Annotated in this window: 20 protein-coding genes; 6 read left to right on the top strand and 14 right to left on the bottom strand. The window is 73.0% G+C overall.

Going from position 1 to position 24,872, the window contains the following annotated elements; genetic code table 11:
* Nucleotides 1-184: 184 nt before the first annotated feature.
* The 3 genes from K377_RS15640 to K377_RS15630 all read right to left on the bottom strand — a co-directional run bounded on the left by K377_RS15640 (nt 185) and on the right by K377_RS15630 (nt 2,902).
* Nucleotides 185-1,216, bottom strand: coding sequence for an XRE family transcriptional regulator (locus tag K377_RS15640; protein ID WP_111663936.1), 1,032 nt, complete (start codon nt 1,214-1,216; stop codon nt 185-187).
* A 320-nt stretch (nt 1,217-1,536) separates the two neighbouring features.
* Nucleotides 1,537-2,049: a DUF3017 domain-containing protein gene (locus tag K377_RS15635; protein WP_111663935.1), complete on the bottom strand. Its 513-nt coding sequence runs from the start codon at nt 2,047-2,049 to the stop codon at nt 1,537-1,539.
* Nucleotides 2,039-2,902: a bifunctional methylenetetrahydrofolate dehydrogenase/methenyltetrahydrofolate cyclohydrolase gene (locus K377_RS15630; RefSeq protein WP_111663934.1), complete on the bottom strand. Its 864-nt coding sequence runs from the start codon at nt 2,900-2,902 to the stop codon at nt 2,039-2,041. Before K377_RS15630 ends, K377_RS15635 begins: the two co-directional genes overlap by 11 nt.
* A gap of 217 nt (nt 2,903-3,119) precedes the next feature.
* Here K377_RS15630 and K377_RS15625 point away from each other — a divergent pair, with 217 nt between their 5' ends.
* On the top strand, nt 3,120-3,833 hold the full coding sequence (locus K377_RS15625; protein WP_111664182.1) for an RDD family protein: 714 nt from the start codon (nt 3,120-3,122) through the stop codon (nt 3,831-3,833).
* Nucleotides 3,834-3,905: 72 nt separating this feature from the next.
* On the opposite strand, the gene purH is transcribed toward K377_RS15625, so the two are convergent.
* Both purH and purN read right to left on the bottom strand, forming a co-directional pair.
* Nucleotides 3,906-5,468, bottom strand: coding sequence for a bifunctional phosphoribosylaminoimidazolecarboxamide formyltransferase/IMP cyclohydrolase (gene purH, locus K377_RS15620; RefSeq protein ID WP_111663933.1), 1,563 nt, complete (start codon nt 5,466-5,468; stop codon nt 3,906-3,908).
* Nucleotides 5,465-6,085, bottom strand: coding sequence for a phosphoribosylglycinamide formyltransferase (gene purN / locus K377_RS15615; RefSeq protein WP_111663932.1), 621 nt, complete (start codon nt 6,083-6,085; stop codon nt 5,465-5,467). The genes purH and purN overlap by 4 nt, the downstream gene beginning before the upstream one ends.
* A gap of 278 nt (nt 6,086-6,363) precedes the next feature.
* Between purN and K377_RS15610 the strand changes: the two genes are divergently transcribed.
* Nucleotides 6,364-7,161 carry a hypothetical protein gene (locus K377_RS15610; RefSeq protein ID WP_111663931.1) on the top strand — a complete coding sequence of 266 codons (798 nt, stop codon included), beginning with the start codon at nt 6,364-6,366 and terminating at the stop codon, nt 7,159-7,161.
* Here the strand turns inward: K377_RS15610 and K377_RS15605 are convergent.
* Entirely contained in the window at nt 7,158-8,675 is a 1,518-nt protein-coding gene (locus K377_RS15605) for a DUF6350 family protein (RefSeq protein WP_111664181.1), read from the bottom strand. The two genes, K377_RS15610 and K377_RS15605, sit on opposite strands and share 4 nt — an antisense overlap.
* Before the next feature lie 122 nt (nt 8,676-8,797).
* Here K377_RS15605 and K377_RS15600 point away from each other — a divergent pair, with 122 nt between their 5' ends.
* Complete coding sequence (locus K377_RS15600; protein ID WP_111663930.1) at nt 8,798-9,949, top strand: helix-turn-helix domain-containing protein; 1,152 nt, start codon at nt 8,798-8,800, stop codon at nt 9,947-9,949.
* 67 nt (nt 9,950-10,016) lie between these two features.
* Here the strand turns inward: K377_RS15600 and sucD are convergent, their stop codons facing one another.
* The 7 genes from sucD to K377_RS15565 form a co-directional block, all read right to left on the bottom strand.
* A complete protein-coding gene (sucD, locus tag K377_RS15595) occupies nt 10,017-10,898 on the bottom strand; it encodes a succinate--CoA ligase subunit alpha (protein ID WP_111663929.1) in 882 nt (293 codons plus the stop codon).
* Nucleotides 10,899-10,919: 21 nt separating this feature from the next.
* A complete protein-coding gene (gene sucC / locus K377_RS15590; protein ID WP_111663928.1) occupies nt 10,920-12,098 on the bottom strand; it encodes an ADP-forming succinate--CoA ligase subunit beta in 1,179 nt (392 codons plus the stop codon).
* Nucleotides 12,099-12,561: 463 nt separating this feature from the next.
* Nucleotides 12,562-13,704: a hypothetical protein gene (locus tag K377_RS15585; RefSeq protein ID WP_111663927.1), complete on the bottom strand. Its 1,143-nt coding sequence runs from the start codon at nt 13,702-13,704 to the stop codon at nt 12,562-12,564.
* 95 nt (nt 13,705-13,799) lie between these two features.
* Complete coding sequence (locus tag K377_RS15580; protein WP_146614727.1) at nt 13,800-14,723, bottom strand: hypothetical protein; 924 nt, start codon at nt 14,721-14,723, stop codon at nt 13,800-13,802.
* Between the two features lie 72 nt (nt 14,724-14,795).
* Nucleotides 14,796-16,010: a VWA domain-containing protein gene (locus K377_RS15575; protein WP_111663925.1), complete on the bottom strand. Its 1,215-nt coding sequence runs from the start codon at nt 16,008-16,010 to the stop codon at nt 14,796-14,798.
* A 171-nt stretch (nt 16,011-16,181) separates the two neighbouring features.
* Nucleotides 16,182-18,467: a DUF5682 family protein gene (locus K377_RS15570; RefSeq protein ID WP_111663924.1), complete on the bottom strand. Its 2,286-nt coding sequence runs from the start codon at nt 18,465-18,467 to the stop codon at nt 16,182-16,184.
* Nucleotides 18,464-19,585: an AAA family ATPase gene (locus K377_RS15565; RefSeq protein ID WP_111663923.1), complete on the bottom strand. Its 1,122-nt coding sequence runs from the start codon at nt 19,583-19,585 to the stop codon at nt 18,464-18,466. Before K377_RS15565 ends, K377_RS15570 begins: the two co-directional genes overlap by 4 nt.
* A gap of 211 nt (nt 19,586-19,796) precedes the next feature.
* Here K377_RS15565 and K377_RS15560 point away from each other — a divergent pair, with 211 nt between their 5' ends.
* Nucleotides 19,797-21,167 (top strand): SWIM zinc finger family protein, encoded by a 1,371-nt coding sequence (locus tag K377_RS15560; RefSeq protein ID WP_111663922.1) that lies wholly within the window; start codon nt 19,797-19,799, stop codon nt 21,165-21,167.
* Between the two features lie 49 nt (nt 21,168-21,216).
* Nucleotides 21,217-22,800 (top strand): DUF5691 domain-containing protein, encoded by a 1,584-nt coding sequence (locus K377_RS15555; RefSeq protein ID WP_111663921.1) that lies wholly within the window; start codon nt 21,217-21,219, stop codon nt 22,798-22,800.
* Between the two features lie 210 nt (nt 22,801-23,010).
* Here the strand turns inward: K377_RS15555 and K377_RS15550 are convergent, their stop codons facing one another.
* Entirely contained in the window at nt 23,011-23,427 is a 417-nt protein-coding gene (locus tag K377_RS15550) for a cobalamin B12-binding domain-containing protein (RefSeq protein WP_111663920.1), read from the bottom strand.
* A gap of 394 nt (nt 23,428-23,821) precedes the next feature.
* On the opposite strand from K377_RS15550, the gene K377_RS15545 reads away from it, so the two are divergent.
* Nucleotides 23,822-24,757: a triacylglycerol lipase gene (locus tag K377_RS15545; RefSeq protein ID WP_111663919.1), complete on the top strand. Its 936-nt coding sequence runs from the start codon at nt 23,822-23,824 to the stop codon at nt 24,755-24,757.
* The last annotated feature ends 115 nt before the right edge of the window (nt 24,758-24,872 follow it).

Here is a 24,872-nt window from a genome sequence, read left to right as displayed (position 1 = left end):
CGGGGCGGCCGCCGCCCCGGGGGGAGAGGGGGCGGGCGGCCGCCAAGGGTGCCACCGTGTGGCCATCCCGTGGGGGTACTGACCGCCTTCCCCCGACGCGCTCCCCCATGCACACCTTTCCCGACCGCTTCCCGCCGCGCCCTGTCCGCTTCCGGCCCGCTTGCGGTCCGGGGGCCTGTCAGGGTTACGGAGTGCAGCCCTTCTGGCCCGCCGCGAGCGCACCGCAGGCCTTCGCCTCGGCGGCCGAGCCGACCGCGATCATCGGGGTGTAGGCGTCCGTGTCCGCGTCGCCGACCAGGCCCTTCTTCGACGTCTTGGCACCCACGGAGAGCGTCACGCTGTCGCCGGGCGCCGCGAACTGGATCCGCGCCCAGGCCGCCTTGCACGTCTTGCTGTAGCGGACCTCGACATTGGTGGTGCCGAGCGCGGTCTTCGTAGGACTGTCGGCCAGATCGCCGCCGCAGCCCATGGCCTCGGGGTCCTTGCCGGTGCAGCCGTCGCCCACGCACTGGACGCCCGCGGGCAGCTGGGGGGCGCTGGTGGTCGGCGACTTCGAGGGCCCCGCATCGGCGCCCTTGTCACCGCCGCCGCTGGTCATGACGTAGGCGATGAGGACGACGAGGGCCGCGCCGACGCCACCCGCGACGACCATGAACAGACGCCGTCTGCCGCCCTGCTTGCCCGAGTTCGACGGGTCCGGCGACACCACGGGCGGCGGGCCGAACTGGCCGGACCCCTCGGCGGCCTGGCCCCGGCCCTGCGGCGGCACACCCGACGAGGCCGGGGCCGCGACCGGCTCCGCCACCCCGGTGGACCGGGACGCCGTCACCTGGCCGTTCCTGCCCGAGCCGCCCGTCGACTGGGCGGCGGGCGATCCGAACTCTCCCAGCGCGGCGCGCGCCTGGGATATCCGTATCGCCTCCATGGTCATGTCGTGGCGCATCTCGGAACGGCTCCAGGCGCGCTCCGCGAGCTCCCACATCGTGGTCAGGTGGACGGGATTGGTGCCGGTGACCTCGGCGAGCGCGACGATCGCGCCCTTGGGCGCGAGCAGCCGTCCGTTCAGATACCGCTCCCACGAGGTCTTGCTGTACCCGGTGCGGTCCGCCAACGCGGCGATCCCGAGCCCGCTGCGGTCCACCAGCCGGCGCAACTGGCTGGCGAACTCCTTGACCTGCGGGTCGAGTTCGTCCGGTAGCGCCCTCCAACGAGGCATTGCCTTCCCCCTATTCCCCCCATTGCGTGCGTGCATGGCCCGCGCCGCGCCGCGCGTCGGCCCCCCACTGGCTACCCAATGGGATGTGAGTAGCCAGGATGTCAGTTCCCCGGACGGGGGCGCACGGAGGCGTTCGACACCATTCGACACCAGGGTGTGCCCCCTCGCACACCACCGGACCCGCGACGCCCGCACTTGTCCGGGAGGGCCCCGGAACGGCCAGAGTAGGCGCGTTGTCCGGTCGCGTACGACAGATCCCGGAAGTTAACCGGACATCCCCACACAAGGAGGGCGGGACTCCGCCACGGGAGTCCCGCCCGTCACCGCACGGTGAAGTGCAGGGTGTCCTGGAGGAAGGGGATCCGCAGCCAGGGATGGGGCTGCGCCATCATCGCGAGCAGCACGATGGCGAGGCCGAGCAGCCCGTACGTGACCATGTCCGTGAAGCGGGAGCGCACGGCGAGCATGCCGACACCGGGCAGCGCCCAGCGCAGCACGGCACCGCCGATGAGGGCCAGCCCCACCAGCATCGTGCCGACCCGGAACACGTCGAACGCGGTGAGCAGCAGGCCGAGTCCGGTCACCGCGAGGACGGAGATCAGCGGCCACTGGCGGGCGGGCGCCGGGGCGTCACCGGGAGCGGCGCGGCCGCCGCCCTCGGGGCGCGCGGTGTCGCGGGTCCACAGGGGGAACCGGCGCGTGCCGCGCTTCTTGCCGCCCTCCGGCTCGGCGGCCGTCTCGGTGGCCGTCTCGGTGGCGGTCTCGGTGGCGGTCTCCTCGGACGCCTTCCCCGAGCCGTTCACCGGCGTGCCCCCCGAGGCCTCAGCGGACACCGTCGGCGTTCCGTTCGGCGGCCTCCACCACGTTCACGAGGAGCTGGGCGCGGGTCATCGGACCGACACCGCCCGGGTTCGGGGAGATCCAGCCCGCGACCTCGGCGACACCGGGGTGGACATCGCCGACGATCTTGCCGCTCGCGTCGCGCGAGACACCGACGTCGAGCACGGCGGCGCCCGGCTTGACGTCCTCGGGGCGGATCAGGTGCGGGACACCCGCGGCGGCGACGATGATGTCGGCGCGGCGGAGGTGGGAGGCGAGGTCACGGGTGCCGGTGTGGCACTGGGTGACGGTCGCGTTCTCCGACTTGCGGGTGAGCAGCAGCGGCATCGGGCGGCCGATGGTGACACCGCGGCCGACGACCACGACCTCCGCGCCCTTGATCTCGACGCCGTGCCGGCGCAGCAGCGTGATGATGCCGAACGGGGTGCAGGGCAGCGGCGCCGGCTCGTTCAGCACCAGGCGCCCCAGGTTCATGGGGTGCAGGCCGTCGGCGTCCTTGTCGGGGTCCATCAGTTCGAGGATGCGGTTCTCGTCGATGCCCTTGGGGAGCGGCAGCTGGACGATGTAGCCGGTGCAGGCCGGGTCCTCGTTCAGCTCGCGGACGACGGCCTCGATCTCCTCCTGCGTGGCCGTGGCGGGCAGTTCACGCTGGATGGAGGCGATGCCGACCTGCGCACAGTCGCGGTGCTTGCCCGCGACGTACTTCTGGCTGCCGGGATCCTCCCCGACGAGGACGGTGCCGAGACCGGGTGTGACCCCCCTCTCCTTCAGGGCCGCCACGCGGACGGTCAGATCGGACTTGATCGCGGCTGCGGTGGCCTTGCCATCGAGAATCTGGGCGGTCATGCCGTGCATTCTTTCAGGGCGGGCCTGGATCACCCAAGTTGCACTTGCACAACAGCACCGGCCGCCCGCTGGACAACACGGTGGCCGGTTCACGACCATGATCTCTGCAGTGCCGCGGATCAGCGGCAAGGGGGACTGCCGCTCACGCGACCGCCACGGCGTGGTGATCCTCCGCAGGTCCGCGACGTTCCCGCTCACGTCCCCGGAGGATCCCGCCATGAGTTTCGGCGAACCCAACAACCCCTATGGCCAGCACCCCCCTCAGGGCGGCAACCCGTACGGCCAGCAGCCCCCGCAGGGCCAGCCCGGCTACGGCTACCCGCAGCAGGCGCCGCAGGGCGTCCCGCCGCAGGGCTACGGCTATCCGCAGCAGCCCGGCGCCTACCCCCAGCAGGGCGGGATGCCGCAGTACCCGCAGGGCGGCATGCAGCCCGGAATGCCGCCGGTCGCCGGCATGGGCCGCCGGTTCGGCGCCCGCCTGATCGACGGTGTCCTGTACTCGATCATCTACTTCGTGCTGATCGGCCCGATGTTCGTGGACAGCATCAAGTCCGCCTCGGACTGCGACCCGGCGTCGACCACGTACGACACCTGCGTCAACAACGCGAGCTCGGACATGATCGGCAAGATCCTCCCGATCGCGCTCGGCATGCTCGCCGTGACGCTGCTGTACGAGGTCCTGATGATCTCCTTCGTGGGCGCCACGCTCGGCAAGCTCGCCGTCGGCATCCGCGTGCTGCGCCTGGAGAACGGCCAGAAGCCCGGCCTCGGCAAGGGTCTGGTGCGCTGGGTCATCCCGTACGCCGGCTACCTCGCCTGCGGTATCGGCATGCTCCTGGTCTACCTGTCGCCGTTCTTCGACAACTCCGGCCGCCAGCAGGGCTGGCACGACAAGGCGGCGGGCACCATCGCCGTCAAGGTCAAGCCCTGACACACACACGACGAGGGCCCGCCGGTCGGTGACCGGCGGGCCCTCGTCGTACGGCACCGAGGCCCGCGGGGATCAGTGGAAGAAGTGCCGCGTCCCCGTGAAGTACATCGTCACGCCCGCCTTCTTGGCGGCCTCGACGACCTGCTCGTCACGGATCGAGCCGCCCGGCTGCACGATCGCCTTCACACCGGCGTCGATCAGGATCTGCGGCCCGTCCGGGAACGGGAAGAAGGCGTCCGACGCGGCGAACGAGCCGCGCGCCCGCTCCTCACCGGCCCGCTCGACGGCGAGCTTGCAGGAGTCGACGCGGTTGACCTGGCCCATGCCGACGCCGACCGAGGCGCCGTCCTTGGCGAGCAGGATGGCGTTGGACTTCACGGCCCGGCACGCCTTCCAGGCGAACGCCAGCTCGTCCAGCTCGCCCGCGGACAGCGCGTCGCCGGTGGCCAGAGTCCAGGACGCCGGGTTGTCGCCGTCGGCCTGGAGCCGGTCGGTGACCTGGAGCAGCGCGCCGCCGTCGATCTGCTTCGTCTCGACCTGCGCGGCCGGGCCGTTCGGGGCGCGCAGCACGCGGATGTTCTTCTTCTTGGTGAGGGCTTCGAGGGCGCCGTCCTCGTAGTCGGGCGCGACGATGACCTCGGTGAAGATGTCGGCGACCTGCTCCGCCATCTCCTTGGTGACCGGCCGGTTCACGGCGATGACGCCGCCGTACGCGGAGACCGGGTCACACGCGTGAGCCTTGCGGTGCGCCTCCGCGACGTTCGAGGCGACGGCGATGCCGCACGGGTTGGCGTGCTTGATGATCGCGACGCAGGGGTCCTCGTGGTCGTACGCGGCACGGCGTGCGGCGTCCGTGTCCGTGAAGTTGTTGTACGACATCTCCTTGCCGTGCAGCTGCTCCGCCTCGGCCAGGCCGCCCGTGCCGTCGACGTAGAGGGCCGCGCCCTGGTGCGGGTTCTCGCCGTAGCGCAGGACGTTCTTGCGCTCGTAGGTGGCACCGAGGAAGTCGGGGTGACCGCTGTCGTCGGCGGCCGCGTAGTCGGCGGCGAACCAGGAGGCCACGGCCACGTCGTACGCGGCGGTGTGCTGGAACGCCTCGGCGGCCAGGCGCTTGCGGGCGGTCAGGTCGAACCCGCCGTCCGCGACGGCCTTCAGCACGTCCCCGTACGCGGCCGGGTTCACGACGACCGCGACCGACGGGTGGTTCTTGGCGGCGGCGCGCACCATGGACGGGCCGCCGATGTCGATCTGCTCCACGCACTCGTCGGGCGTCGCGCCGGAGGCGACGGTCTCCTTGAACGGGTACAGGTTCACGATCACGAGGTCGAACGGCTTCACGCCGAGGTCGGCGAGCTGCTTCTGGTGGTCCTCCAGGCGCAGGTCGGCGAGGATGCCCGCGTGCACCTTGGGGTGCAGGGTCTTCACGCGCCCGTCCAGGCACTCCGGGAACCCGGTGAGCTCCTCGACCTTGGTGACCGGCACCCCGGCGGAGGCGATCCTCCCGGCGGTGGAGCCCGTCGACACGAGCTCGACGCCCGCCTCGTGGAGCCCGCGCGCCAGCTCCTCCAGACCGGTCTTGTCGTAGACGCTGACCAGCGCCCGGCGGATGGGCCGCTTGTTGCTCTCGGCGGTCACGGGATAACTACCTTTCGTCCCTCAATGCTGAAGCCGTTACGGGCCAGACGCCCCACGACATCGACGAGCAGCGTGCGCTCGACTTCCTTGATGCGCTCGTGCAGAGCGCCTTCGTCGTCCTCATCACGGATCCCGACCACGCCCTGAGCGATGATCGGCCCGGTGTCGACGCCGTCGTCGACGAAGTGGACGGTGCATCCGGTGACCTTGGCGCCGTACGCGAGTGCGTCGCGCACGCCGTGCGCACCGGGAAAACTGGGCAGCAGAGCCGGGTGCGTGTTCACGAACCGGCCGCCGAAGTGAGCGAGGAACTCCTTGCCCACGATCTTCATGAAGCCCGCGGAGACCACCAGGTCCGGCTCGTACGCGGCGGTCGCCTCGGCGAGCGCCCGGTCCCAGTCCTCGCGCGAGGCGTGGTCCTTGACCCGGCAGACGAAGGTGGGCAGCCCGGCTCGCTCGGCGCGCTCCAGACCCGCGATGTCCGCGCGGTCGGCCCCTACGGCGACGATCTCGGCGCCGTAGGCCGCCGTTCCCTGCTCCGCGATGGCATCGAGCAGGGCCTGCAGATTCGTACCTGATCCGGAGACCAGCACGACGAGGCGCTTGGCCTTGGCCACGGCGGGGCCCTTTCTGGAGAGCGTCTTGCGTGTTCTTGTCACGTGTCTTTGTACGGTCGTACGAAGGCTTCGACCTCCCCGATACGGGGAACCCTACGAAGCGGCCGACCGGCAGCAACGATACCGGCACGCCCGGCGGCCCCCACGGGACGGGGGCAGGAGCTACAGGTAGCGTCAGCGGCACGGAACGCTGAGCGGCCATGGGACGTTGACGTAAAGAACGAACCAAGCGATCGAGAACAGACCTGGCCATCGACCTAGGGGAAGACGCACACCTGATGCCGGACCGAAGCCTTCGCCACACGCTGCCCGCCGGCGCCGTCCTGCTGCGCGAAGGCCGACCCACGTCGCCCTCCAAGCCGTCCGAGCCGTCCGGGCCCTCAGGAGGCCCCTCCTCCGAGGAGTCCCCGTCGAAGGAGACGGCCGCGCCCAAGGCCGACAATCCGTTCGCCCCGCCGCCCGAGGACGCCCCCGACCGCCCGTGGCAGCCGCGCCGCCCGGAGGGCTCCGACGCCCCCGAGGGCGGCGGCGGTGGCCACTCGCCGTGGGGCAGCCAGTGGAGCGACCGCCAGCCCGGCCGCTCCCAGGGCGGCCGCTTCGGTGACCGTCCCCGTCCGGGAGGCGGCCAGGGCGGACCCGAGGGACAGGGGCCGGGCCCCGGCGGCGGAATGCGCTGGGACCCGACGGACCCGGCCCAGCGCCGCGCCCGCTATGCCCTGCTGTCCGGCATGTGGGGCTTCTTCTTCGCCCTGTTCAACTGGCCGTACGTGGCACTGCTGCTCGGCGCGCTCGCGCTGTACTGGGGCATCAGCTCGCTGCGGGCCAAGCCGCGCAACCCGGACCCGGACAAGCCCGCCCCGGCGGTCCCCGACAGCACCCGCCCGCAGACGACGGCCGCGGTCAGCGGTCTGGTCACCGGCGGGCTCGCGCTGGCGCTCGTGGCGTCCCTGTTCACGGTCCGGATGGTCTACAGCGACTTCTACGAGTGCCGCTCGGACGCGCTGACGAACCAGGCGCAGAAGTCCTGCGACGACATCCTGCCGAAGCAGCTCCGGCCGCTCCTCGGCTCGGACTAGGGCCTGTCCGGAGGGTCGGCCGGGGTCTCCGCGGTCGGCGCCGGGGCCGAGGCGTCCTTCAGGAAGGCCCAGCGCTCGCCCCGGGACGACTCGTCGAAGTAGTAGTCGAAGGGTTCGAACGGGTCGTCGGCAGCGGCATCGGGCGCCGGGGCCTGCGCCTGTGCCTGCTGCGCACCGACCGCCCGGGCCCGCGCCCGGTCCTCCGCGCGGCGGCGCCGCCGGTCCCGCAGGGCGCCCGACCAGGCCGAGACCCGGGGGCCGACCACCGCGTCCCGGCCCCGCCACCAGCGCACCGTCAGCGCCACGGGCAGCCCCACCGCGAGGACCCAGCCCGCGGCGGCCGCCCCGGTCAGCCAGCCCACGGGGCCGAACGCAGAGAGCGCCGCCACCCCGAGCGCCCCGCCGGACGCCACCGCCAGGCACGCCATCGCCGCCCCGCACAGCCCGGCGGCCACCGTCACCGCGTACGCGATCCGGCCGCGCGTCCACTCGGCCGCCTCACCGGCCCCGGTGACGAACCACGCCACGGTCGCCGCCGCCGTCACCGGCACCAGCGCGACCGCCCAGGTGAACGGCGTCCCGGGCCCGGACGGCACCGCCGCCAGCAGCGGGAAGGCCGGCAGCAGCGCGCTTCCGGAGCCGCCCAGCGGCCCCGCCGTCTGCCCGGCGCCGAGCACCACCCCCGGGCCCAGCGCGTACGCGGCGCCCCAGAGCACGGCGTTCGGCACGAGCGCGACGCAGAGCAGCAGCACGGCGAACCGCCCCGACCACGCCCCCGTCACCCGGACGAACGACTCCCGCACATCTCCCCCGTGCCACACGAGCCCCACGGCCATCACCAGCGCACCGCCCGCCACGAGCACCAGGAGCCCCGCGGCGGCCGCCCGCGCGGCGACCGGCAGCACCTCCGTCACGAAGACCCGGGGCAGCACGTCCGTGCAGCGCCGCAGCGCCCCGGGCAGCGGGCCGCGCGGACGCCCGTGCGCGGTCCACACCCCGGTCCCGGCCGCCACGGCCACGACCAGCGCCAGATGCGCCCCGCAGCTCACCCAGGAGGGCCGCATCTCGCCGCCCCCGGCGTAGGCGGCGGCAGCGGCTCCGACCAGCAGATAGCCGAGGACGACGCCGCCCCAGACACCGATTCCCTCGGCGCCCGCGGCGTTCTCGGCGTCCTCGGCCGCGTCCCGGGCGGCCCGGTGCACCAGCCACGCCGGGAGCGCGAGCAGCAGCAGCGGCGTGAGGCCCATCGGGGCGGGTGCCCCGGACAGCGTGTCCGTGCGGACGATCTCCGCTCCGTGCGCGATCAGCCAGAGCGCGGCGGCGGTGTGCAGGGCGGCGCCGGGTCCGCTGTCCGGGTACGGCGAGCTGATCCACAGCACCATCACCAGAACGGCGCACACCCCGAGCCCGAGCCCGGCCGCCACGGCCCCGCCGAGGGCCCCGGCGGCCGGGCCCGGCGCCCGTTCCCGCGCCCGGTTCAGGAGCAGGGGCAAGGACAGTCCACGGCCGGTCATCTGGGTCACCGGCCCATGCTCCCAACGACACGCGCTTTCACCGCGTAACAGGCGAACTGCGGATGTGTCGCTGAAGATACGTTTATGTACTTTTTCGCGCGAAAGGGTGTGTGGAGTTCCCCATGACGCAGAGCCCTGCGACACCACTGCCGACGCCCACCGAGCGCCGCAGGCTTCGTGTGGCGAGGTCGTTGACACAGACTCAGATCGCCGAGCGCGTCGGTGTGACCCGCGAGACCGTCCGTTCCTGGGAGACGGGCCGCACGGCCCCGAGAGGCCGCAAGCGGGAGGCGTACGCCCGGCTGCTCGCGGAACTGGGGCGGGCGGAGACCGGGGCAGCGGGCACCGACGCCCGTCCGGCGGCGAAAACACGTACGAAGGCTGACGCGCGGGCCGAGAAGTCCGCACCGGCCGCCCCGGTCGCCGTACGGGAAGCGCCCGCGGAACCGTCGGAGCCCGGTGACGGCCCGGACCGGCCGCGCAGCGCCACCGAGGCGTTCGACGCCCTCTACGCGCACAGCGCCCCGCACCTCGTACGCCAGACGTACCTGCTCACCGGGCGGCGCACGCTCGCCCGCGAGTCCGTCGAGCGGGCCTTCCAGCTGGCCTGGCAGCGCTGGCCGGAGGTGGCGGTCGACCCGGACCCGGTGAGCTGGGTGCGGGCCGCCGCGTACGAGTACGCGATGTCGCCGTGGCACCGGCTGCGCCCGGCGCACCGCCAGCCGGACGCGCCGCCCGCCGACGCGGACGACCGCAAGCTGATGGACGTACTCCAGAGCCTGCCGCCCGCCTACCGGCGCACGCTGCTGCTCTACGACGGTGTGGGCCTCGATCTGCCGGAGACCGCGGCCGAGACGGAGGCCAGCACCCCGGCCGCCGCCAACCGCATCCTGCACGCCCGCGAGGCCGTCGCCGAACAGCTGCCCGACCTCGCCGTGCCCGAGCAGTTGCACCGGCGGCTGACGGAGCTGGCGGGCGCGGAGAAGCTGGACGCGCCGGGGTCGACGCTGGTGCGGGGCGCGGGCGAGAAGCGGGTCCGCTTCTGGACCAGGACCGCGATCGCCGTCACCGCCCTGATCGTCGGCATGACGGTGCTGACGCTGCGGGTGGCGCCGACGCACTACGATCCGACGCCCGCGCCCGGGGCGCCCATCAGCGGGGTGCCGCCGCTGACCGGCCCCGGCCATCTCACCGAGCAGGACCTGGCGCTGCGCGAGGCGCTGAAGAAGCGGCTGAGCGGCGGTCCCGAGCGGCTGGCGCCGGTCGCCGAGTAGCGGCGGAACGCGAGGAGGGCCCGCACCGTGCCGGTGCGGGCCCTCTTCTGCGACGTACGGGAAACGCTTAGCTGAGCAGCTCGCGCGCCAGCTTGGCGGTCTCGGTCGGGGTCTTGCCGACCTTGACGCCGGCGGCCTCCAGGGCCTCCTTCTTCGCCTGGGCGGTGCCCGACGAACCGGAGACGATGGCGCCCGCGTGGCCCATGGTCTTGCCCTCGGGGGCGGTGAAGCCCGCGACGTAGCCGACGACCGGCTTGGTGACGTGCTTGGCGATGTAGTCCGCCGCACGCTCCTCGGCGTCGCCGCCGATCTCACCGATCATGACGATCAGGTCGGTGTCGGGGTCCGCCTCGAACGCCTCCAGGGCGTCGATGTGCGTGGTGCCGATGACCGGGTCGCCACCGATGCCGACGGCCGACGAGAAACCGATGTCACGGAGCTCGTACATCATCTGGTACGTCAGCGTGCCGGACTTCGAGACCAGGCCGATGCGGCCCGGCTTCGTGATGTCGCCCGGGATGATGCCGGCGTTCGACTGGCCCGGGGTGATGAGACCGGGGCAGTTCGGGCCGATGATGCGGGTCTTGTTGCCCTTCGACTGCGCGTACGCCCAGAAGGCGGCGGAGTCGTGGACGGCGATGCCCTCGGTGATGACGACGGCGAGGGGGATCTCGGCGTCGATCGCCTCGACCACGGCGGCCTTGGAGAAGGCCGGCGGGACGAAGAGGACGGACACGTTGGCGCCCGTCTTCTCCATCGCCTCGGCGACCGAGCCGAAGACCGGGACCTCGGTGCCGTCGAAGTCGACGGTCGTGCCGGCCTTGCGCGGGTTCACGCCGCCGACGATGTTGGTGCCGTCGGCCAGCATGAGCTTGGTGTGCTTCATGCCCGTGGCACCGGTCATGCCCTGGACGATGACCTTGGAGTCCTTGTTGAGGAAAATAGCCATGGCTGTTTAGTCCCTCGTCCCTTACTTCGCAGCCGCGAGCTCGGCGGCCTTGTCGGCCGCGCCGTCCATGGTGTCCACGCGCTGCACCAGCGGGTGGTTGGCGTCGGAGAGGATCTTGCGACCCAGCTCGGCGTTGTTGCCGTCGAGGCGGACGACGAGCGGCTTCTCGACCTTCTCGCCCTTCTCCTCCAGGAGGGCAAGCGCCTGGACGATGCCGTTGGCGACCTCGTCACAGGCGGTGATGCCGCCGAAGACGTTGACGAACACGGACTTGACGTCCGGGTCGCCGAGGATGATCTCCAGGCCGTTCGCCATGACGGCGGCGGAGGCGCCACCGCCGATGTCGAGGAAGTTGGCCGGCTTCACGCCGCCGTGGTTCTCACCGGCGTACGCGACGACGTCCAGGGTCGACATGACCAGACCGGCACCGTTGCCGATGATGCCGACCTCGCCGTCGAGCTTGACGTAGTTGAGGCCCTTGGCCTTGGCAGCAGCCTCGAGCGGGTTGGCTGCGTCCTTGTCCTCGAGCGCCTCGTGGTCGGCCTGACGGAAGTCGGCGTTCTCGTCGAGAGACACCTTTCCGTCGAGCGCCAGGATGCGGCCGTCCTTGGTCTTGACCAGCGGGTTCACCTCGACGAGGAGCGCGTCCTCGGCGACGAAGGTGTCCCACAGGGTGACCATGGCCTCGGCGACACCCTCGGCCACGTCGGCCGGGAACTTCGCCTGGGCCACGATCTCGCGGGCCTTGGCGATGTCCACGCCGTCCACGGCGTTGACCGGGACCTTCGCGAGGGCCTCGGGGGTCTTCTCCGCGACCTCCTCGATGTCCATGCCGCCCTGCACCGAGGCCATGGCCAGGAAGGTGCGGTTGGTGCGGTCGAGGAGGTACGAGACGTAGTACTCGGCCTCGATCTCGGGGGAGAGCTCGGCGATCATCACCTTGTGGACCGTGTGGCCCTTGATGTCCATACCGAGGATGTCCGTGGCGCGGGCGACGGCCTCGTCGGCGTCCGCCGCCAGCTTCACGCCGCCGGCCTTGCCGCGGCCGCCGACCTTCACCTGCGCCTTGACGACGGACTTGCCGCCCAGCCGCTCGGTCGCCTCGCGGGCTGCCTCAGGCGTGTCGATGACTTCACCGGCCAGCACCGGTACACCGTGCTTGGCGAAGAGGTCCCTCGCCTGGTACTCGAACAGGTCCACGCGCGTCCGTCCCTATCAGTGATTCGCGGTTTTGCGTTGCTGTCTGCGTGGGCGTGCCGCGATGGGCAACTGTGACTCCGCTGTCACTAGGGAGGCGTACACGGTGGCCGGTACGCGGCATGTCCGTCTCGCAGGTTATCGCCGCTCACCGATGCCTTCTAAATCGCAGATCACACCTGAGCGGTGATACCGGTCACAGAGCGGGCTGTTCGACCGGTCCCGGGGCGGCCGTCCGCAGCCTCACCGTGCGGGGGGTACACACGGTGAGGCCACCCGAAGGGCCCGGTGGTGCGCGGTGGGCCCGCGGCGGGCGTCCCGTCCCCACGGAACACCCGCCTTCACGCCTGTTGCGGATCCGGCCGGGCCGATGGCTTTCGGCCGTCCGGGTCCTGGTGTGGCGTCGGTCTCACGAGATCGTCGCGCGATCTCTCCGGATCTCCTGCCCGGAATTTCACGGAACCGCTCAGATGCCGGTGACGTAGCTCGGGGCGACGGAGCGGGCGACACCGTGCGCACCGGTGACCGCGTTGCCCGCGAGCGGCCGCGCGTCGGCGGCCACCGTGCCGGTGACGTCCTGCGCGAACGGGGCGACCTGCCCGGTGACCCCGGCGGCCAGCGGCGCGACGTCGTCCCCGACGACACCGTGCACGAAGGGCGTCACGTCGCCGGTGACACCGCGCGTCAGACCGTGCGCGCTGGTGGTGACGCCGCCGACGACGGGCTCCACGTGCTCGGCGACCGTCCGCACGAGCGGCTGCACGGCGCCGACCACGCCGCCCGCGAAGGGCCGCACGTCGTCCCCGACGACCGCCTGAGCGAAGGGGGTGACGTCACCGGCGACCCCATGGGCGAACGGCGCCACGTCGTCCCCGACGAGCGTGGTCGCGAACGGCGCCACGTCTCCCACCACCGCGTTGTCCGCGAGCACCGTCACATCGCCGACGGCCCGGCCCACGACGGGCAGCACGCCGTGGACGGCGGTGGCCGCGACGGGCGGCAGGACGGCCGCGGCGGTCTCGTCGACGACGGGGGACGCGACATCGAGGGCGTTCTCGGGGTGCTGCGCGTACACCTCGGCGAACTGCCCGGTGGCGGTCACCTGGTCGCGGAGCTGCTCGCCGGTCTGCTGCTGGAGCTCGGAGGCGAAGGCGGAGAGGGGGCCGAAGAGGTAGTCGACCTCGTCGGTGACCTGAGGGGCTGCCTCGGCGGGGTCCACGGCCTTCGCCTTCGCGGCCGTTGCCTTGGTGGCCGTTGCCTTGGCGGCGGTGTGGGTGGCGGTATGAGTGGCCGTGTGGGTGGCGGCATTCGTCGCGGTCGTGGTGGTCGCGGTCGGGGCGGCGGCCTCGGTGGCGGCCCTACTCGTCGACTGGGCAGTGGACTTGGCCGTGGACTTGGCCGTGGATTTGGCGTGCGTGACGGTGTCGTCGGCCTTCTGCGTGACGTGCGATGCCGTGTCCTGCACGTCGGCGACGGTGTCACCGGCCACGTCCGGCAACGAGATCGAGTGGGCGGGCAGTTCGTCGGCGCTGGCCACGGCGGAGCCGAGCGCCCAGGCGCCCGAGACGCCGGCGGCTATGACGATGGAGCGGCGGATGTTCTTGTTCATGCGTACGTGATTCCTTCGAATTCCGGTGGTTTCCGGGTGTCGGGCAGACCTGTTCCGCCCCCGCGCGGCAGGTCACGAGCGGGGAGAGGGCTGCCCTAGCCGGGGAATTGAGGAATCTCGCGAAGCCGGTCGAACACCGGCGAAGCATCACCGGACGCCGTGGCGCCGGGCGTCAGCAGAACGGGGAGGCGGCTGCCGAACGCCGCCGCGTGCAGATCACCGTGGCGCGTCGAACTGCCGTCCCCCAGGGACGTGTTCGCCACCGGCGCGTGGTCGGGTCCGGGCGGCACGGAGGGTGCGGCGGGCCGCGCCTCGGTGTGCCGCGCACCGGCTGCCGACCGCCCGGCACCCGTCGCGGAGCCGTCGCCGAACCGCGCCGTGTCCCATCCCGTGACGTCGGCGGACTGCCGCGTCTTCGCCGTCGGGTGCTGCGCCGCCTCGCGGTCGGCGGGGGCGGGTGTGGTCGTGGGCCGCGGAACGGTGTCGCCGGTGGAGGGGACCGGCGGTTCGGCCCCGGCGCCGGGCAGACCGGGCAGGCCGGGCACCTCCGGCAACGGCCTCGACACCGCACCGGCCAACTCCTCGACCGGCTCGGCCACATGACGCACCACGGTGCGGACCGTGCCGGTGAGGGGCGTGCGCGGTGTACGGGCGTCAGCGCGCTCGGCGACCGCGTCCACCGCCTCCCGAACGTGGTGCACCACGGCTCCGGTGTCCCGCCCGGCCTTCGTCACGGCTTTCTGCGCGGATTTCTGCGCGGACTTCCGTACGTGGTTCTCCACGGGCTTGCCTGCGGGCTTCTGCCCAGCCGCCGGCAGATGCGGCTCGACGGAGAGACCCGCGGCCGGAACGATGCCTGCCGACCCGTCGGACGCGTCGGACGCGTGGGCCCGGCCGCCGCACAGCAGGACGAGAACGAGCAACCCGCCGAACAGCAGCGCCAGTCGCAGCGCGCGCCGACCGCCCACCGCGTGCGCCAGGCGCACGGTGGGGGCGAGGGAAACGGCGGGAGAAGTCACGGTCCGCCGATCCTCGCACGGGACGCGGGAGGCTGCGCAAGCCCTGTGGGCACCCTTGCTACCGATGGGTACTCATATCCGGTTCGCCGCCGCTCCCCCGGTATCCGCCGTCGCGTCCGGTATCGGCAGGGGCCTCTTCTCGATGGCGGTGGCCATGATGTCGGGGAAGAGATCGGGGGTGCAGGCGAACGCCGGGGCGCCGAGGGCGGCGAGGGCCGCCGCGTGCTCCCGGTCGTAGGCGGGCGCGCCTTCGTCGGAGAGCGCGAGCAGCGTCACGAACTGGACGCCGGACGCCTTCATCGCCGCGACCCGCTTCAGCATCTCGTCGCGGATGCCGCCTTCGTAGAGGTCGGAGATGAGCACGACGACCGTCTCGGCGGGGCGGGTGATCTGCGACTGGCAGTACGCGAGGGCCCGGTTGATGTCCGTGCCGCCGCCGAGCTGGGTGCCGAACAGCACGTCGACCGGGTCGTCGAGCTGGTCGGTGAGGTCGACCACCGCCGTGTCGAAGACGACGAGCCGGGTCGAGATCGAGTGCATGGAGGCGAGTACGGCGCCGAACACCGAGGCGTAGACGACGGACGCCGCCATCGATCCCGACTGGTCGATGCAGAGGATGACGTCCTTCTTCACCGACTGCGCGGCCCTGCCGTAGCCGATGAGCCGCTCGGGCACGATCGTGCGGTACTCGGGCAGGTAGTGCTTGAGGTTGGCCGCGATGGTGCGGTTCCAGTCGATGTCGTGGTGGCGCGGCCGGCTGATGCGGGCGCTGCGGTCCAGGGCACCGGTGAGGGTGGCTCGGGTGCGGGTGGCGAGCTTCTTCTCCAGGTCGTCGACGACCTTGCGGACGACGGCCCGCGCCGTCTCCTTGGTGGTCTCCGGCATCGCCTTGTTCAGGGAGAGGAGCGTGCCGACGAGGTGCACGTCCGCGTCGACGGCCTCCAGCATCTCCGGTTCGAGGAGAAGCGCGGAGAGGCCAAGGCGGTCGATGGCGTCGCGCTGCATCACCTGGACCACGGAGGAGGGGAAGTAAGTGCGGATGTCTCCGAGCCAGCGAGCCACCGAGGGGGCCGAGGCGCCGAGCCCCGCGGTGCGGCTGCCGCCGGTGGGGCGGTCCTTTCCTTTCCCCGAGCCGTACAGCGCGGACAGGGCGCCGTCCATCGCGGCGTCCTTCCCTTCGAGCTGACATCCGGTGCCGTCGGCGCTGTCCCCACCGAGCACCAGCCGCCAACGCCGCAACCGCTCTTCCGTCATGTCCCCGCCTCCGCTTGCTCGTCGATACGCCATCTCACTTGCCGGGCCGTGCTCGTCTCGCGTGTGCACGCGGTGCCGGGTTGCTCGCGCAGTTCCCCGCGCCCCTGAAACGAGCTCCGCTCGTCCAGGGGAGGCTGCGCGCAGCGCATGCCTCAGGGGCGCGGGGAACTGCGCGAGAAGCCCCACCGGGCCGCAGACGGGGCGTCATCCGTCACCACCCCCGGCCCCGGCCCCGGCCCCGGCCCCGAGGAGCAGCCGGACCACGGGGAGCACGGCGTCGGCGCGGGGCTCGTCGAGGTCGGCGGCGAAGCCGAAGGGGAGGCCGCCCGCGGTGGACGCCGAACCTGAGACGCCCGGGCCGCGTCGGACCAGCTCGCCCAGAGAACGGCGCACTCCGGGCTCGTACGCCGAGAACGTGCGCCGCAGCAACGGCAGTACGTCGGTGAACGCGTCGCCCGACACCCCGGTGAGCCACCCGTCCACCAGCGCCAGCAACCGCTCGTCGTGGACGAGCAGCAGCCCACCCCCCGAACCGCCCCCGACGAACCCCTCGATCCAGGCGGCGGCCTCCCCGGGCGGCGTGCCCGGGGACAGCGCGAGGCTCATGAGGCGGGCGGTGTCGTCGTCGGTCAGCTCACCCTCGTCGAGCAGAATCCGCGCGCACCGCCCACGAATCACCCCGGCCACACTGTCCCGCCCGGCAAGGGTGCGCAGCACGGCCCGCCAACGGTCCCGCAGCCCGGCGTCCTCCAGCAGGGCGACGGCTCCGTGCACCCCGTCGACATGACCGCGCATGTCGACGGCGGCGTCGGCGTCGAGCCCCGCGCACGCCGGGGGCAGCCCGACGAAGACCCGCTCGGCGAGGCCGGCCGCGACCCCGGCGAGCGCGGCGGTGTCGGTGCCGCGCACGTCGCCGTAGCGCAGCGCGCGGACCAGGGCGGGCAGCGCCTGGGCGAGATGGCCGACGTCGGCGTCCAGCGCGGCCCGGTCGGCGAGCACCCGCATGACGGTGGGCAGCGCGTCCGCGAGACCGGCGAGCAGGCAGTGCTCGGCGAGCGCGGTGACGTCGGCGAGCGCGGACGCGCCGATGGCGTCGGACTCCACCTTGGCGGTGGCGGCGGCGAGCACGGTCGTGCCCCACACCCCGGCCTCGGCGACTCGCACCGACAGCTCCGGCTCCCAGCGCAGCCGCCAGCTCTCGCGGAAGGTGCCGGTGGAGCCGCGCGCGGACCGTGCCGGTTCGCCCCAGGCGATGCCGAGCAGCCGCAACCGGTGCAGCAGTCGGCTGCGCGCGGCGTCGGTGTCACCGCGCAGATCGAGGTCCAGCTCCTTCTCCAGCGCGGCCGGCTTCAGCCGCAGGGAGCGCTGCTGCTTGGCGAGGTCGCGCTGCAACGGCACCGCGGGCGCGCTCCGCGGCACCTCGCCCAGGTCGTCGCCGACCACCAGCCGGTCGTGGATCAGCGCCAGCGGAACGTCGGAGCCCTCGCAGAGCACGGCCCGCACGGCGTCGACGGTCTCGGTCAGTCCCGCCAGCGGTCTGCCGCGCATCACCGCGAGGGTCTCGGCGAGCCGGACGGCCTCGATGACATGGGCGGACGACACGATGCGGTCCTCGGCGCGGAGCAGCCCGGCGACCTTGGTCAGCCACCGCTCCACGGGCCGGTCGGGGGCGCTGAACAGATGCCCGTACCACCCCGGTGACTCGATCCCCGCGCCGTAGCCACTGGCGCGGGCGAGGCGGCGGTGGGTCCACGGCACCCAGGTCATGTCGACCTTCGCCTTCGGCAGCCCCTTGAGCAGCGCCCGGTCGGCGCCGACGGTCGTTTTCCGACGCAGCGCGGGAACGTGCCACGCCCCGCACACCACCGCGACCTCGTCCCCGGACCCGAACTCGCGCTGCGCGGCCCGTATCTGGAGCCTCATGTACGCCTCGCGCACCAGGTCGCGGCCGTGCCCGCCGTCGCCGTACGAATCCCGCAGCGCGCCCATCGCCTCGCCGAGCGCGGCGAACGCGTCCCCCTCGCGGTGCTCGACGACGTCCTCCCACCAGCGCTCCGCGTCGTCGTACCCGGCGGTCTCGGCGAGGACGCCCAAGGGGTCGATGCGGACGGGGTCCTCCTCCCGCGCCTCCTCGTCCGGCCCTTCCCCGCCCGGCGATTCGGCGTCGCGCAGCGCCAGGCTGTGCGCGGCCGGGAGGTCGATGAAGCGGACCTGCGCCTTGTGCTCCAGGGCCCAGCGGATCGCGACCCACTCGGGCGAGAACTCGGCGAACGGCCAGAACGCCGACTTCCCCGGCTCGTCCACGACATGGGCGAGGAGTGCGACCGGTGGCCGCATGTCGGGCTCGGCGGCGAGCGGCACCAGGCCGTCCGCCTCGGGCGGTCCCTCGATGAGGACGGCCGCCGGGCCCGTCTCGTCCAGCGCGCGCCGCACGGCGCGTGCCGAGCCCGGCCCGTGGTGGCGCACGCCGAGCAGCAGCGGGCCCGTCATGCGCTGACCTCGCGGCAGGCCCGGTAGAAGTCCTTCCACCCGTCCCGCTCGCGGACGACGGCCTCCAGGTACTCCTGCCAGACCACCCGGTCCGCGGCCGGGTCGCGGACCACGGCGCCGAGGATTCCCGCGGCGACGTCGGAGGGGCGCAGCACGCCGTCCCCGAAGTGGGCGGACAGGGCGAGTCCGCTGGTGACCACGGAGATCGCCTCCGCCGTGGACAGGGTGCCGCTCGGCGACTTGATCTTCGTACGGCCGTCGGAGGTCACGCCGTCGCGCAGCTCACGGAAGACGGTGACGACGCGGCGGATCTCGTCCATGCCGTCGGGCGCGGCGGGCAGTTCGAGGGCGCGGCCCACCTGCTCGACCCGGCGGGAGACGATGTCGACCTCCGCCTCGACGCTCGCGGGCAGCGGCAGCACCACCGTGTTGAACCGGCGGCGCAGCGCGCTCGACAGGTCATTGACGCCGCGGTCCCGGTCGTTGGCCGTCGCGATCAGGTTGAAGCCGCGGACGGCCTGCACCTCCTGGCCCAACTCCGGTATCGGCAGGGTCTTCTCGGACAGGATCGTGATCAGGGTGTCCTGCACGTCGGCGGGGATACGGGTCAGCTCCTCGACCCGCGCCGTCATCCCTTCCGACATCGCCCGCATGACCGGGCTGGGCACCAGGGCGTCCCGGCTCGGGCCGTGCGCCAGCAGCTGCGCGTAGTTCCACCCGTAGCGGATGGCCTCCTCCGGGGTGCCGGCCGTGCCCTGCACCAGCAGGGTCGAGTCGCCGCTCACGGCCGCGGCGAGATGCTCGGAGACCCAGGTCTTCGCGGTCCCCGGGACCCCGAGCAGCAGCAGTGCCCGGTCGGTCGCCAGGGTCGTCACGGCCACCTCGACGATGCGCCGCGGGCCCACGTACTTCGGTGAGATCACGGTGCCGTCCGGCAGCGTGCCGCCCAGCAGATAGGTGGCGACGGCCCACGGCGACATCCGCCAGCGGGCCGGCCGCGGCCGGTCGTCCTGCGCCGCCAGCGCGGCGAGCTCGTGCGCGAACGCATGCTCGGCGTGCGGCCGCAGCGCCTGGTCCCCGGTGTCGGACCCGGCCTGCTCCTCGACAGAAACGGTCATGGCTGTCCCCCTCCAACTCGCGTCCAGCGCGCGTCGCATCACTTCGAATCGCCCAGCTCGAACCAGCACGGCAGGACGGTTCGACCGCCTTCGCCGCGCGTTGGATTCCACGGTGCACCACGCCACTGACAATCGACCTCGCGCTCACGATCGATGCAGGTCAGAACGGTTTCCGGGGAGATTGTCAGTGGCGGGACCTACCGTCGGAGACATGACTCAGCAGGGGGTGCGCTGGACGGCGGACCAGGTGCTTGCACTGGCGCCTGACGCCGCGTCACGCAAAGCGGGAAGCAAGCTCGGGACGGCGGGACCCTGGTCGCAGACCGGGAGTTCGGACGAGGGGGCAGTGTGGGGACTGTGCAAGGGCAGCGGCAGCAAGCCGTACCAGACGATCGTCGACACCGGCGCGGACGGCGGCGGTAACGGCCCGGCGTACAAATGCAGTTGTCCGAGCCGGAAGTTCCCGTGCAAGCACGCGCTGGGACTGCTGCTGCTCTGGTCGGGCGGCGCCCAGCAGGTACCGGACGGGCAGGCGCCGCCGGAGTGGACGGAGCAGTGGCTCGCGGGGCGCAGACAGCGGGCGGCGGCGAAGCGGACCGCTCCGGACGGCGCCGCCGCGACCGCGCAGGCCGATCCGGAGGCGGCCCGGCGCAGGGCCGAGCGGCGCGCGCAGCGCATCACCGCGGGCGCCACCGAGCTGGAGCAGCGCCTGACCGACCTGCTGCGCGGCGGTCTGGCCCAGGCCGAGCGCGCGGGGTACGGGCTGTGGGAGGAGACGGCGGCCCGCATGGTCGACGCGCAGGCCCCCGGACTCGCCGCACGGGTGCGGGAGTTGGGGGCGATACCGGGGTCCGGTGCCGGGTGGCCGGTGCGGCTGCTGGAGGAGTGCGCGCTGCTCCATCTCCTCGATCAGGGCTGGCTGCACCGCGCCGAGCTGCCCGAAGAGCTGGCGGCCACGGTCCGCTCCCGGGTCGGCCTGCCGACCTCGGCCGAGCAGCCCGCGCAGCGGGACGACTGGCTGATCCTCGCCCAGTACGACGCGGCGGACGGGCACCTCACCACGCGCCGGATCTGGCTGTACGGCACGGCGACGCACCGCACCGCGCTGCTCCTCTCCTACGGCGCCGCGGGCCGCGCCCCGGCGCTGGCGCTGCCCGCCGGCCTGACCCTGGACGCCTCGGTCTCGGGACATCCCGGAGGAACGCTGCGGGCGGAGCTGGACGAGCAGTTCGGGACGGCTCAGCCGAAGGACGTCCGCCCGGCGGGAGTCGGGGTCGGCGCGGCGCTCGCGGCGTACGGCGAAGCCCTCACCGCCGACCCGTGGCTGGAGTCGTGGCCGGTGACGCTCGCGGACGTCATACCGGCCCGGGACCCGGACAGCGGGAGCTGGCAACTGGCCGACGCGGAAGGGAAGACGGCCCTGCCGTTGGTCCCGCAGGCGGCGGCGACCTCCGGGCTGTGGCGACTGGCCTCGGTGTCCGGCGGGGCGCCGGTGACGGTGTTCGGCGAGTGCGGGCACCGGGGGTTCCGCCCGCTGGCCACCTGGACCGGGGCCGCCGGTGAGGTCATATCGCTGTGCTGAGACGGGCGTTGCCACCGAATCGACTTCGACAGAACAGAAGGGATCCAGCATGACGCGGACCGCCACGACCACCGCGGACTCCTGGGACAGCCTCGTCACGACCGCCCTGCTCGGCACGGAGCGGCGCTCGGGCACCGGCCCGCGCGCACTGCTCGACGAGGCCGCCGCCCAGACCGTGCGGCGCCGCGCGGGCCTGCGTCCGGCACCGGCCGTGGCGCCGCCCGAGCCCGCCGGTGACGACCCGCGCCCGCCGCTGCCCGCGGCCGCGCGCCGACGCCTCGCGATGCTGCTCACCGACCGCCCCGGCACCGGCTCCACCCGCCGCGGCTCCACGCCCGACCTGCTCGAACTGCTCCCACAATGGCTGGCCACGGCCAACGAGCAGGGGTACGGACCACCGCCCGAGCTGCTGCCCGCGCTGCTCGACGCCGCTCGCGGCCGCACCGATCTGCGTCCCCAGGCGCTCGCCTTCGCCGGGCCGCGCGCGCTGTGGCTGGGCCGGCTCAACCCGGACTGGAAGTTCGCGCTGCGCGCCACTCCCGGGGCGAGCGCGGCGCTGCCCGACCCCGAGGACACCGAGCGGGTCCGGCTGCTCTGGGAGGAGGGGCTGTTCGCGGAGCGGGTGGCGCTGCTCTCCGCCGTCCGCGCGCACGACCCCGAAGCGGCCCGCACGCTCCTCGCGGGCACCTGGGGCACGGAGCGGGCCGAGGACCGGCTGATGTTCCTCGACTCCCTGCGCACCGGGCTCGGCGACGCGGACGAGCCGTTCCTGGAGGGGGCGCTCGGCGACCGCAGCAGGAACGTGCGGGCGACGGCGGCCGAGCTGCTGTCCGCACTGCCGGGTTCCGCGCTCGCCGGGCGCATGGCGGACCGGGCCCTGTCGTGCGTGGCGCTCGACCGGACGACGGCGACGATCACCATCGAGGCACCGCACGAGTGCGATGCGGCGATGGAGCGCGACGGGGTCGTCGCCAAGCCGCCGGCCGGCCGGGGTGAGCGGTCGTGGTGGCTGGGCCACCTGGTGGAGGCCGCACCGCTCGACCGGTGGCCGGGCCGGTTCGGCGGGCGCGGCCCGCAGGAGATCGTGGCGCTGCCGGTCGCCGACGACTGGCAGGGCGAGCTGCACGCCGCGTGGTGCCGGGCGGCGGTGCGGCAGCGGGACATCGGGTGGTCGCGGGCGCTGCTCGGGTCCGCCACGGCGGCCGGGGCCGCGGGGCCCGGCGCGGTGTCCCTCGCCGAGCGGGCGAAGCTGCTGACCGCGCTGCCGCGGGGGGAACGGGCCGAGTGGGTGGGCGGGTTCATCGCGGCGCACGGGCTTTCCGAGGCGTTCCAGCTGCTCGGGGTGTGTGCCACGCCGTGGGCCGTGCCGCTCGGGCAGGCCGTCGTCGACGCGCTGAACATCGCGCGCGACGCCGGGAGTTATCCGTGGAGCTTCAGCGGGGTGATGGGGCTTGCCGAGCGCTGCCTCGACCCCTCGGAGGTCGACCGTCTGGAGGCGCTGACCGCCGCCGTGGAGGAGCCGGAGGGGTCGGCGCCGGGGGCGGGGGGTTACTGGGCGGAGGCCTTCCAGCGCCTCGCCGGCACGTTGCGGCTGCGCCGGGCCATGCGGGACGAATTGGTGCCGGGTGCCTGACGGTTGGCCCGGGCCTTGAGGGTTCGTCGCCGGGCGCGGCCCGGTGGCCGCTTCTCGCGCAGTTCCCCGCGCCCCTGAGGCATGCGCTGCGCGCAGCCTCCCCGATGAGATGGCGCACGAAGTGCGCATCTCAGGGGCGCGGGGAACTGCGCGACCAGCCACGACGGTGGCGCACCCGGCGACGAACCCTCACCGCTCGCCCCCGGAGAGCTACGCCCCTGCGGGCTGGCGGACGTTGGTCCTGACCCAGTCGACGATGGAGGCCGTGGTCGCCCCGGGGGTGAAGATCTCCGCCACGCCCTTGTCCTTCAGCGGAGCGATGTCGGCCTCGGGGATGATGCCGCCGCCGAAGACCTTGATGTCGGCGGCGTCCCGCTCGGCCAGCAGCTCGATGACGCGGGCGAAGAGCGTGTTGTGCGCGCCGGAGAGGATGGAGAGACCGATCGCGTCGGCGTCCTCCTGGATGGCGGTGTCCACGATCTGCTCGGGCGTCTGGTGCAGCCCCGTGTAGATGACCTCCATACCGGCGTCGCGCAGGGCACGCGCGATCACCTTGGCCCCGCGATCGTGGCCGTCGAGCCCAGGCTTCGCGACGACCACGCGGATCGGACCGGCTGCCACACCCATCACTGCCTCCCTGAAGCGACTGCCCCCGGCTGTCCCGTCGTGGACAACCGAAGTGAACGAACGTTATCGACAGCATCCCGCAACCGCCCGTTTCACGGTGCGGAGCGAGGGGGAAATCACACGTGGGACACGTTCGCTGCGCGCCGCATCCCCGTTGGGTGGCACACCCGCCACATCCGGGACGGGCGCGAGGGGAGCCGCTACGAGATCGCCGCGCCACCGCGCCGTCAGCCGCACGGCACGGTGGCACGGTGCTCCCGTCGTCGTGCGGACCGACTCGCCCGGGCTGATGCGTCGGTACATCGGCCCCCGGCGCATCCGCCTGCTCGGCCGGCTCCTCAGGAGTGCTCACGGGGGACAGTTGGGCTCCCGTGCGCCGACGGGAGGTCGACCGATGAAGGTCACGAGGGCGCTGCCCTTTCGCCCGCACTGCCATCTGCTGCCCACGAGACTGGCCGGTCTCTCGATCGCGCTGCTGAAGGCGACCGCGCTGGAGCTGGCGATCCTGGCCGGGCATCTGCTCCTCTACCCCTCGGGCGTCCTCCCCGAACGACCAAGGCCACCGGCCCTCCCGCCCGTTCCGCCGCACGACACGGACCCGGCGCCGGAAAACCCCCTGGACACGACGGCAGCGGTGGAAGCGGCGACGACGGTCGCCGCGCCCCGCCTGCCGGCCCCGGCGAAGCCCCCGGTGCTGCTGCTGCACGGCTTCATCGACAACCGTTCCGTCTTCGTGCTGCTGCGCCGCGCGCTGGCCCAGCACGGCGGCCAGCCGGTCGAGTCGCTCAACTACTCGCCGCTGACCTGCGACATCCGCGCCGCGGCGACCCTGCTCGCCCGGCATGTGGCGCAGTTGCGCGAGCGCACCGGGCAGGAGCGCATCGACATCGTCGGGCACAGCCTGGGCGGCCTCATCGCGCGCTACTACGTACAGCGGCTGGGCGGCGACGCCCACGTCCGCACCCTCGTCACACTCGGCACCCCGCACGCGGGCACCCGGGTCGTGCCGCTCGCGGACGCGCATCCGATCGTGCGGCAGATGCGGCCCGGCTCGTCGGTGATCGAGGAGCTGAAGGAGCCGGCGCCCGGGTGCCGGACGCGTTTCGTGAGCTTCTGGAGCGACCTCGACCATCTGATGGTTCCGCTGGAGACGGCCTGCGTGGACCACCCCGACCTGCTCGTTCAGAACGTGCGGGTGACCGGCATCGGACATCTGGCGCTGCCGGTGCACCCGGCGGTCGCGGCCGGTGTCCGGCAGGTCCTCGACGCCGCGCCGACGACGGAAGGAGTGCGCGCCGCCGACTCGGTCGGCGGTCTGACGGTGGCCTGACACGGGCCTGAAGGCCGCCACACACGGCGCTGAGGTCGAACGTTTCTCGAACTCAGCGCCAAAGCTCTGCCCACAGTCCACCGAAAGACGGGCGATTGCCCGTTTCTGCGGGGCG

The organism is Streptomyces sp. PsTaAH-137 (assembly GCF_003259365.1).
GTDB lineage: Bacteria > Actinomycetota > Actinomycetes > Streptomycetales > Streptomycetaceae > Streptomyces.
The sequence above is the reverse complement of the archived record's forward strand: the minus strand, read 5'-3'. Positions and strand labels throughout refer to the sequence as shown.

Coding starts and splice junctions, on each gene's coding strand:
- K377_RS15560 (WP_111663922.1), top strand. CDS start 19,797: ATGACTCAGCAGGGGGTGCGCTGGACGGCGGACCAGGTGCTTGCACTG.
- K377_RS15575 (WP_111663925.1), bottom strand. CDS start 16,010: ATGGCGTATCGACGAGCAAGCGGAGGCGGGGACATGACGGAAGAGCGG.
- K377_RS15630 (WP_111663934.1), bottom strand. CDS start 2,902: ATGACCGCCCAGATTCTCGATGGCAAGGCCACCGCAGCCGCGATCAAG.
- sucD (WP_111663929.1), bottom strand. CDS start 10,898: ATGGCTATTTTCCTCAACAAGGACTCCAAGGTCATCGTCCAGGGCATG.
- K377_RS15610 (WP_111663931.1), top strand. CDS start 6,364: ATGCCGGACCGAAGCCTTCGCCACACGCTGCCCGCCGGCGCCGTCCTG.
- K377_RS15640 (WP_111663936.1), bottom strand. CDS start 1,216: ATGCCTCGTTGGAGGGCGCTACCGGACGAACTCGACCCGCAGGTCAAG.
- K377_RS15545 (WP_111663919.1), top strand. CDS start 23,822: ATGAAGGTCACGAGGGCGCTGCCCTTTCGCCCGCACTGCCATCTGCTG.
- K377_RS15565 (WP_111663923.1), bottom strand. CDS start 19,585: ATGACCGTTTCTGTCGAGGAGCAGGCCGGGTCCGACACCGGGGACCAG.
- K377_RS15550 (WP_111663920.1), bottom strand. CDS start 23,427: ATGGGTGTGGCAGCCGGTCCGATCCGCGTGGTCGTCGCGAAGCCTGGG.
- K377_RS15585 (WP_111663927.1), bottom strand. CDS start 13,704: ATGAACAAGAACATCCGCCGCTCCATCGTCATAGCCGCCGGCGTCTCG.
- K377_RS15555 (WP_111663921.1), top strand. CDS start 21,217: ATGACGCGGACCGCCACGACCACCGCGGACTCCTGGGACAGCCTCGTC.
- K377_RS15570 (WP_111663924.1), bottom strand. CDS start 18,467: ATGACGGGCCCGCTGCTGCTCGGCGTGCGCCACCACGGGCCGGGCTCG.
- K377_RS15605 (WP_111664181.1), bottom strand. CDS start 8,675: ATGACCGGCCGTGGACTGTCCTTGCCCCTGCTCCTGAACCGGGCGCGG.
- K377_RS15600 (WP_111663930.1), top strand. CDS start 8,798: ATGACGCAGAGCCCTGCGACACCACTGCCGACGCCCACCGAGCGCCGC.
- K377_RS15625 (WP_111664182.1), top strand. CDS start 3,120: ATGAGTTTCGGCGAACCCAACAACCCCTATGGCCAGCACCCCCCTCAG.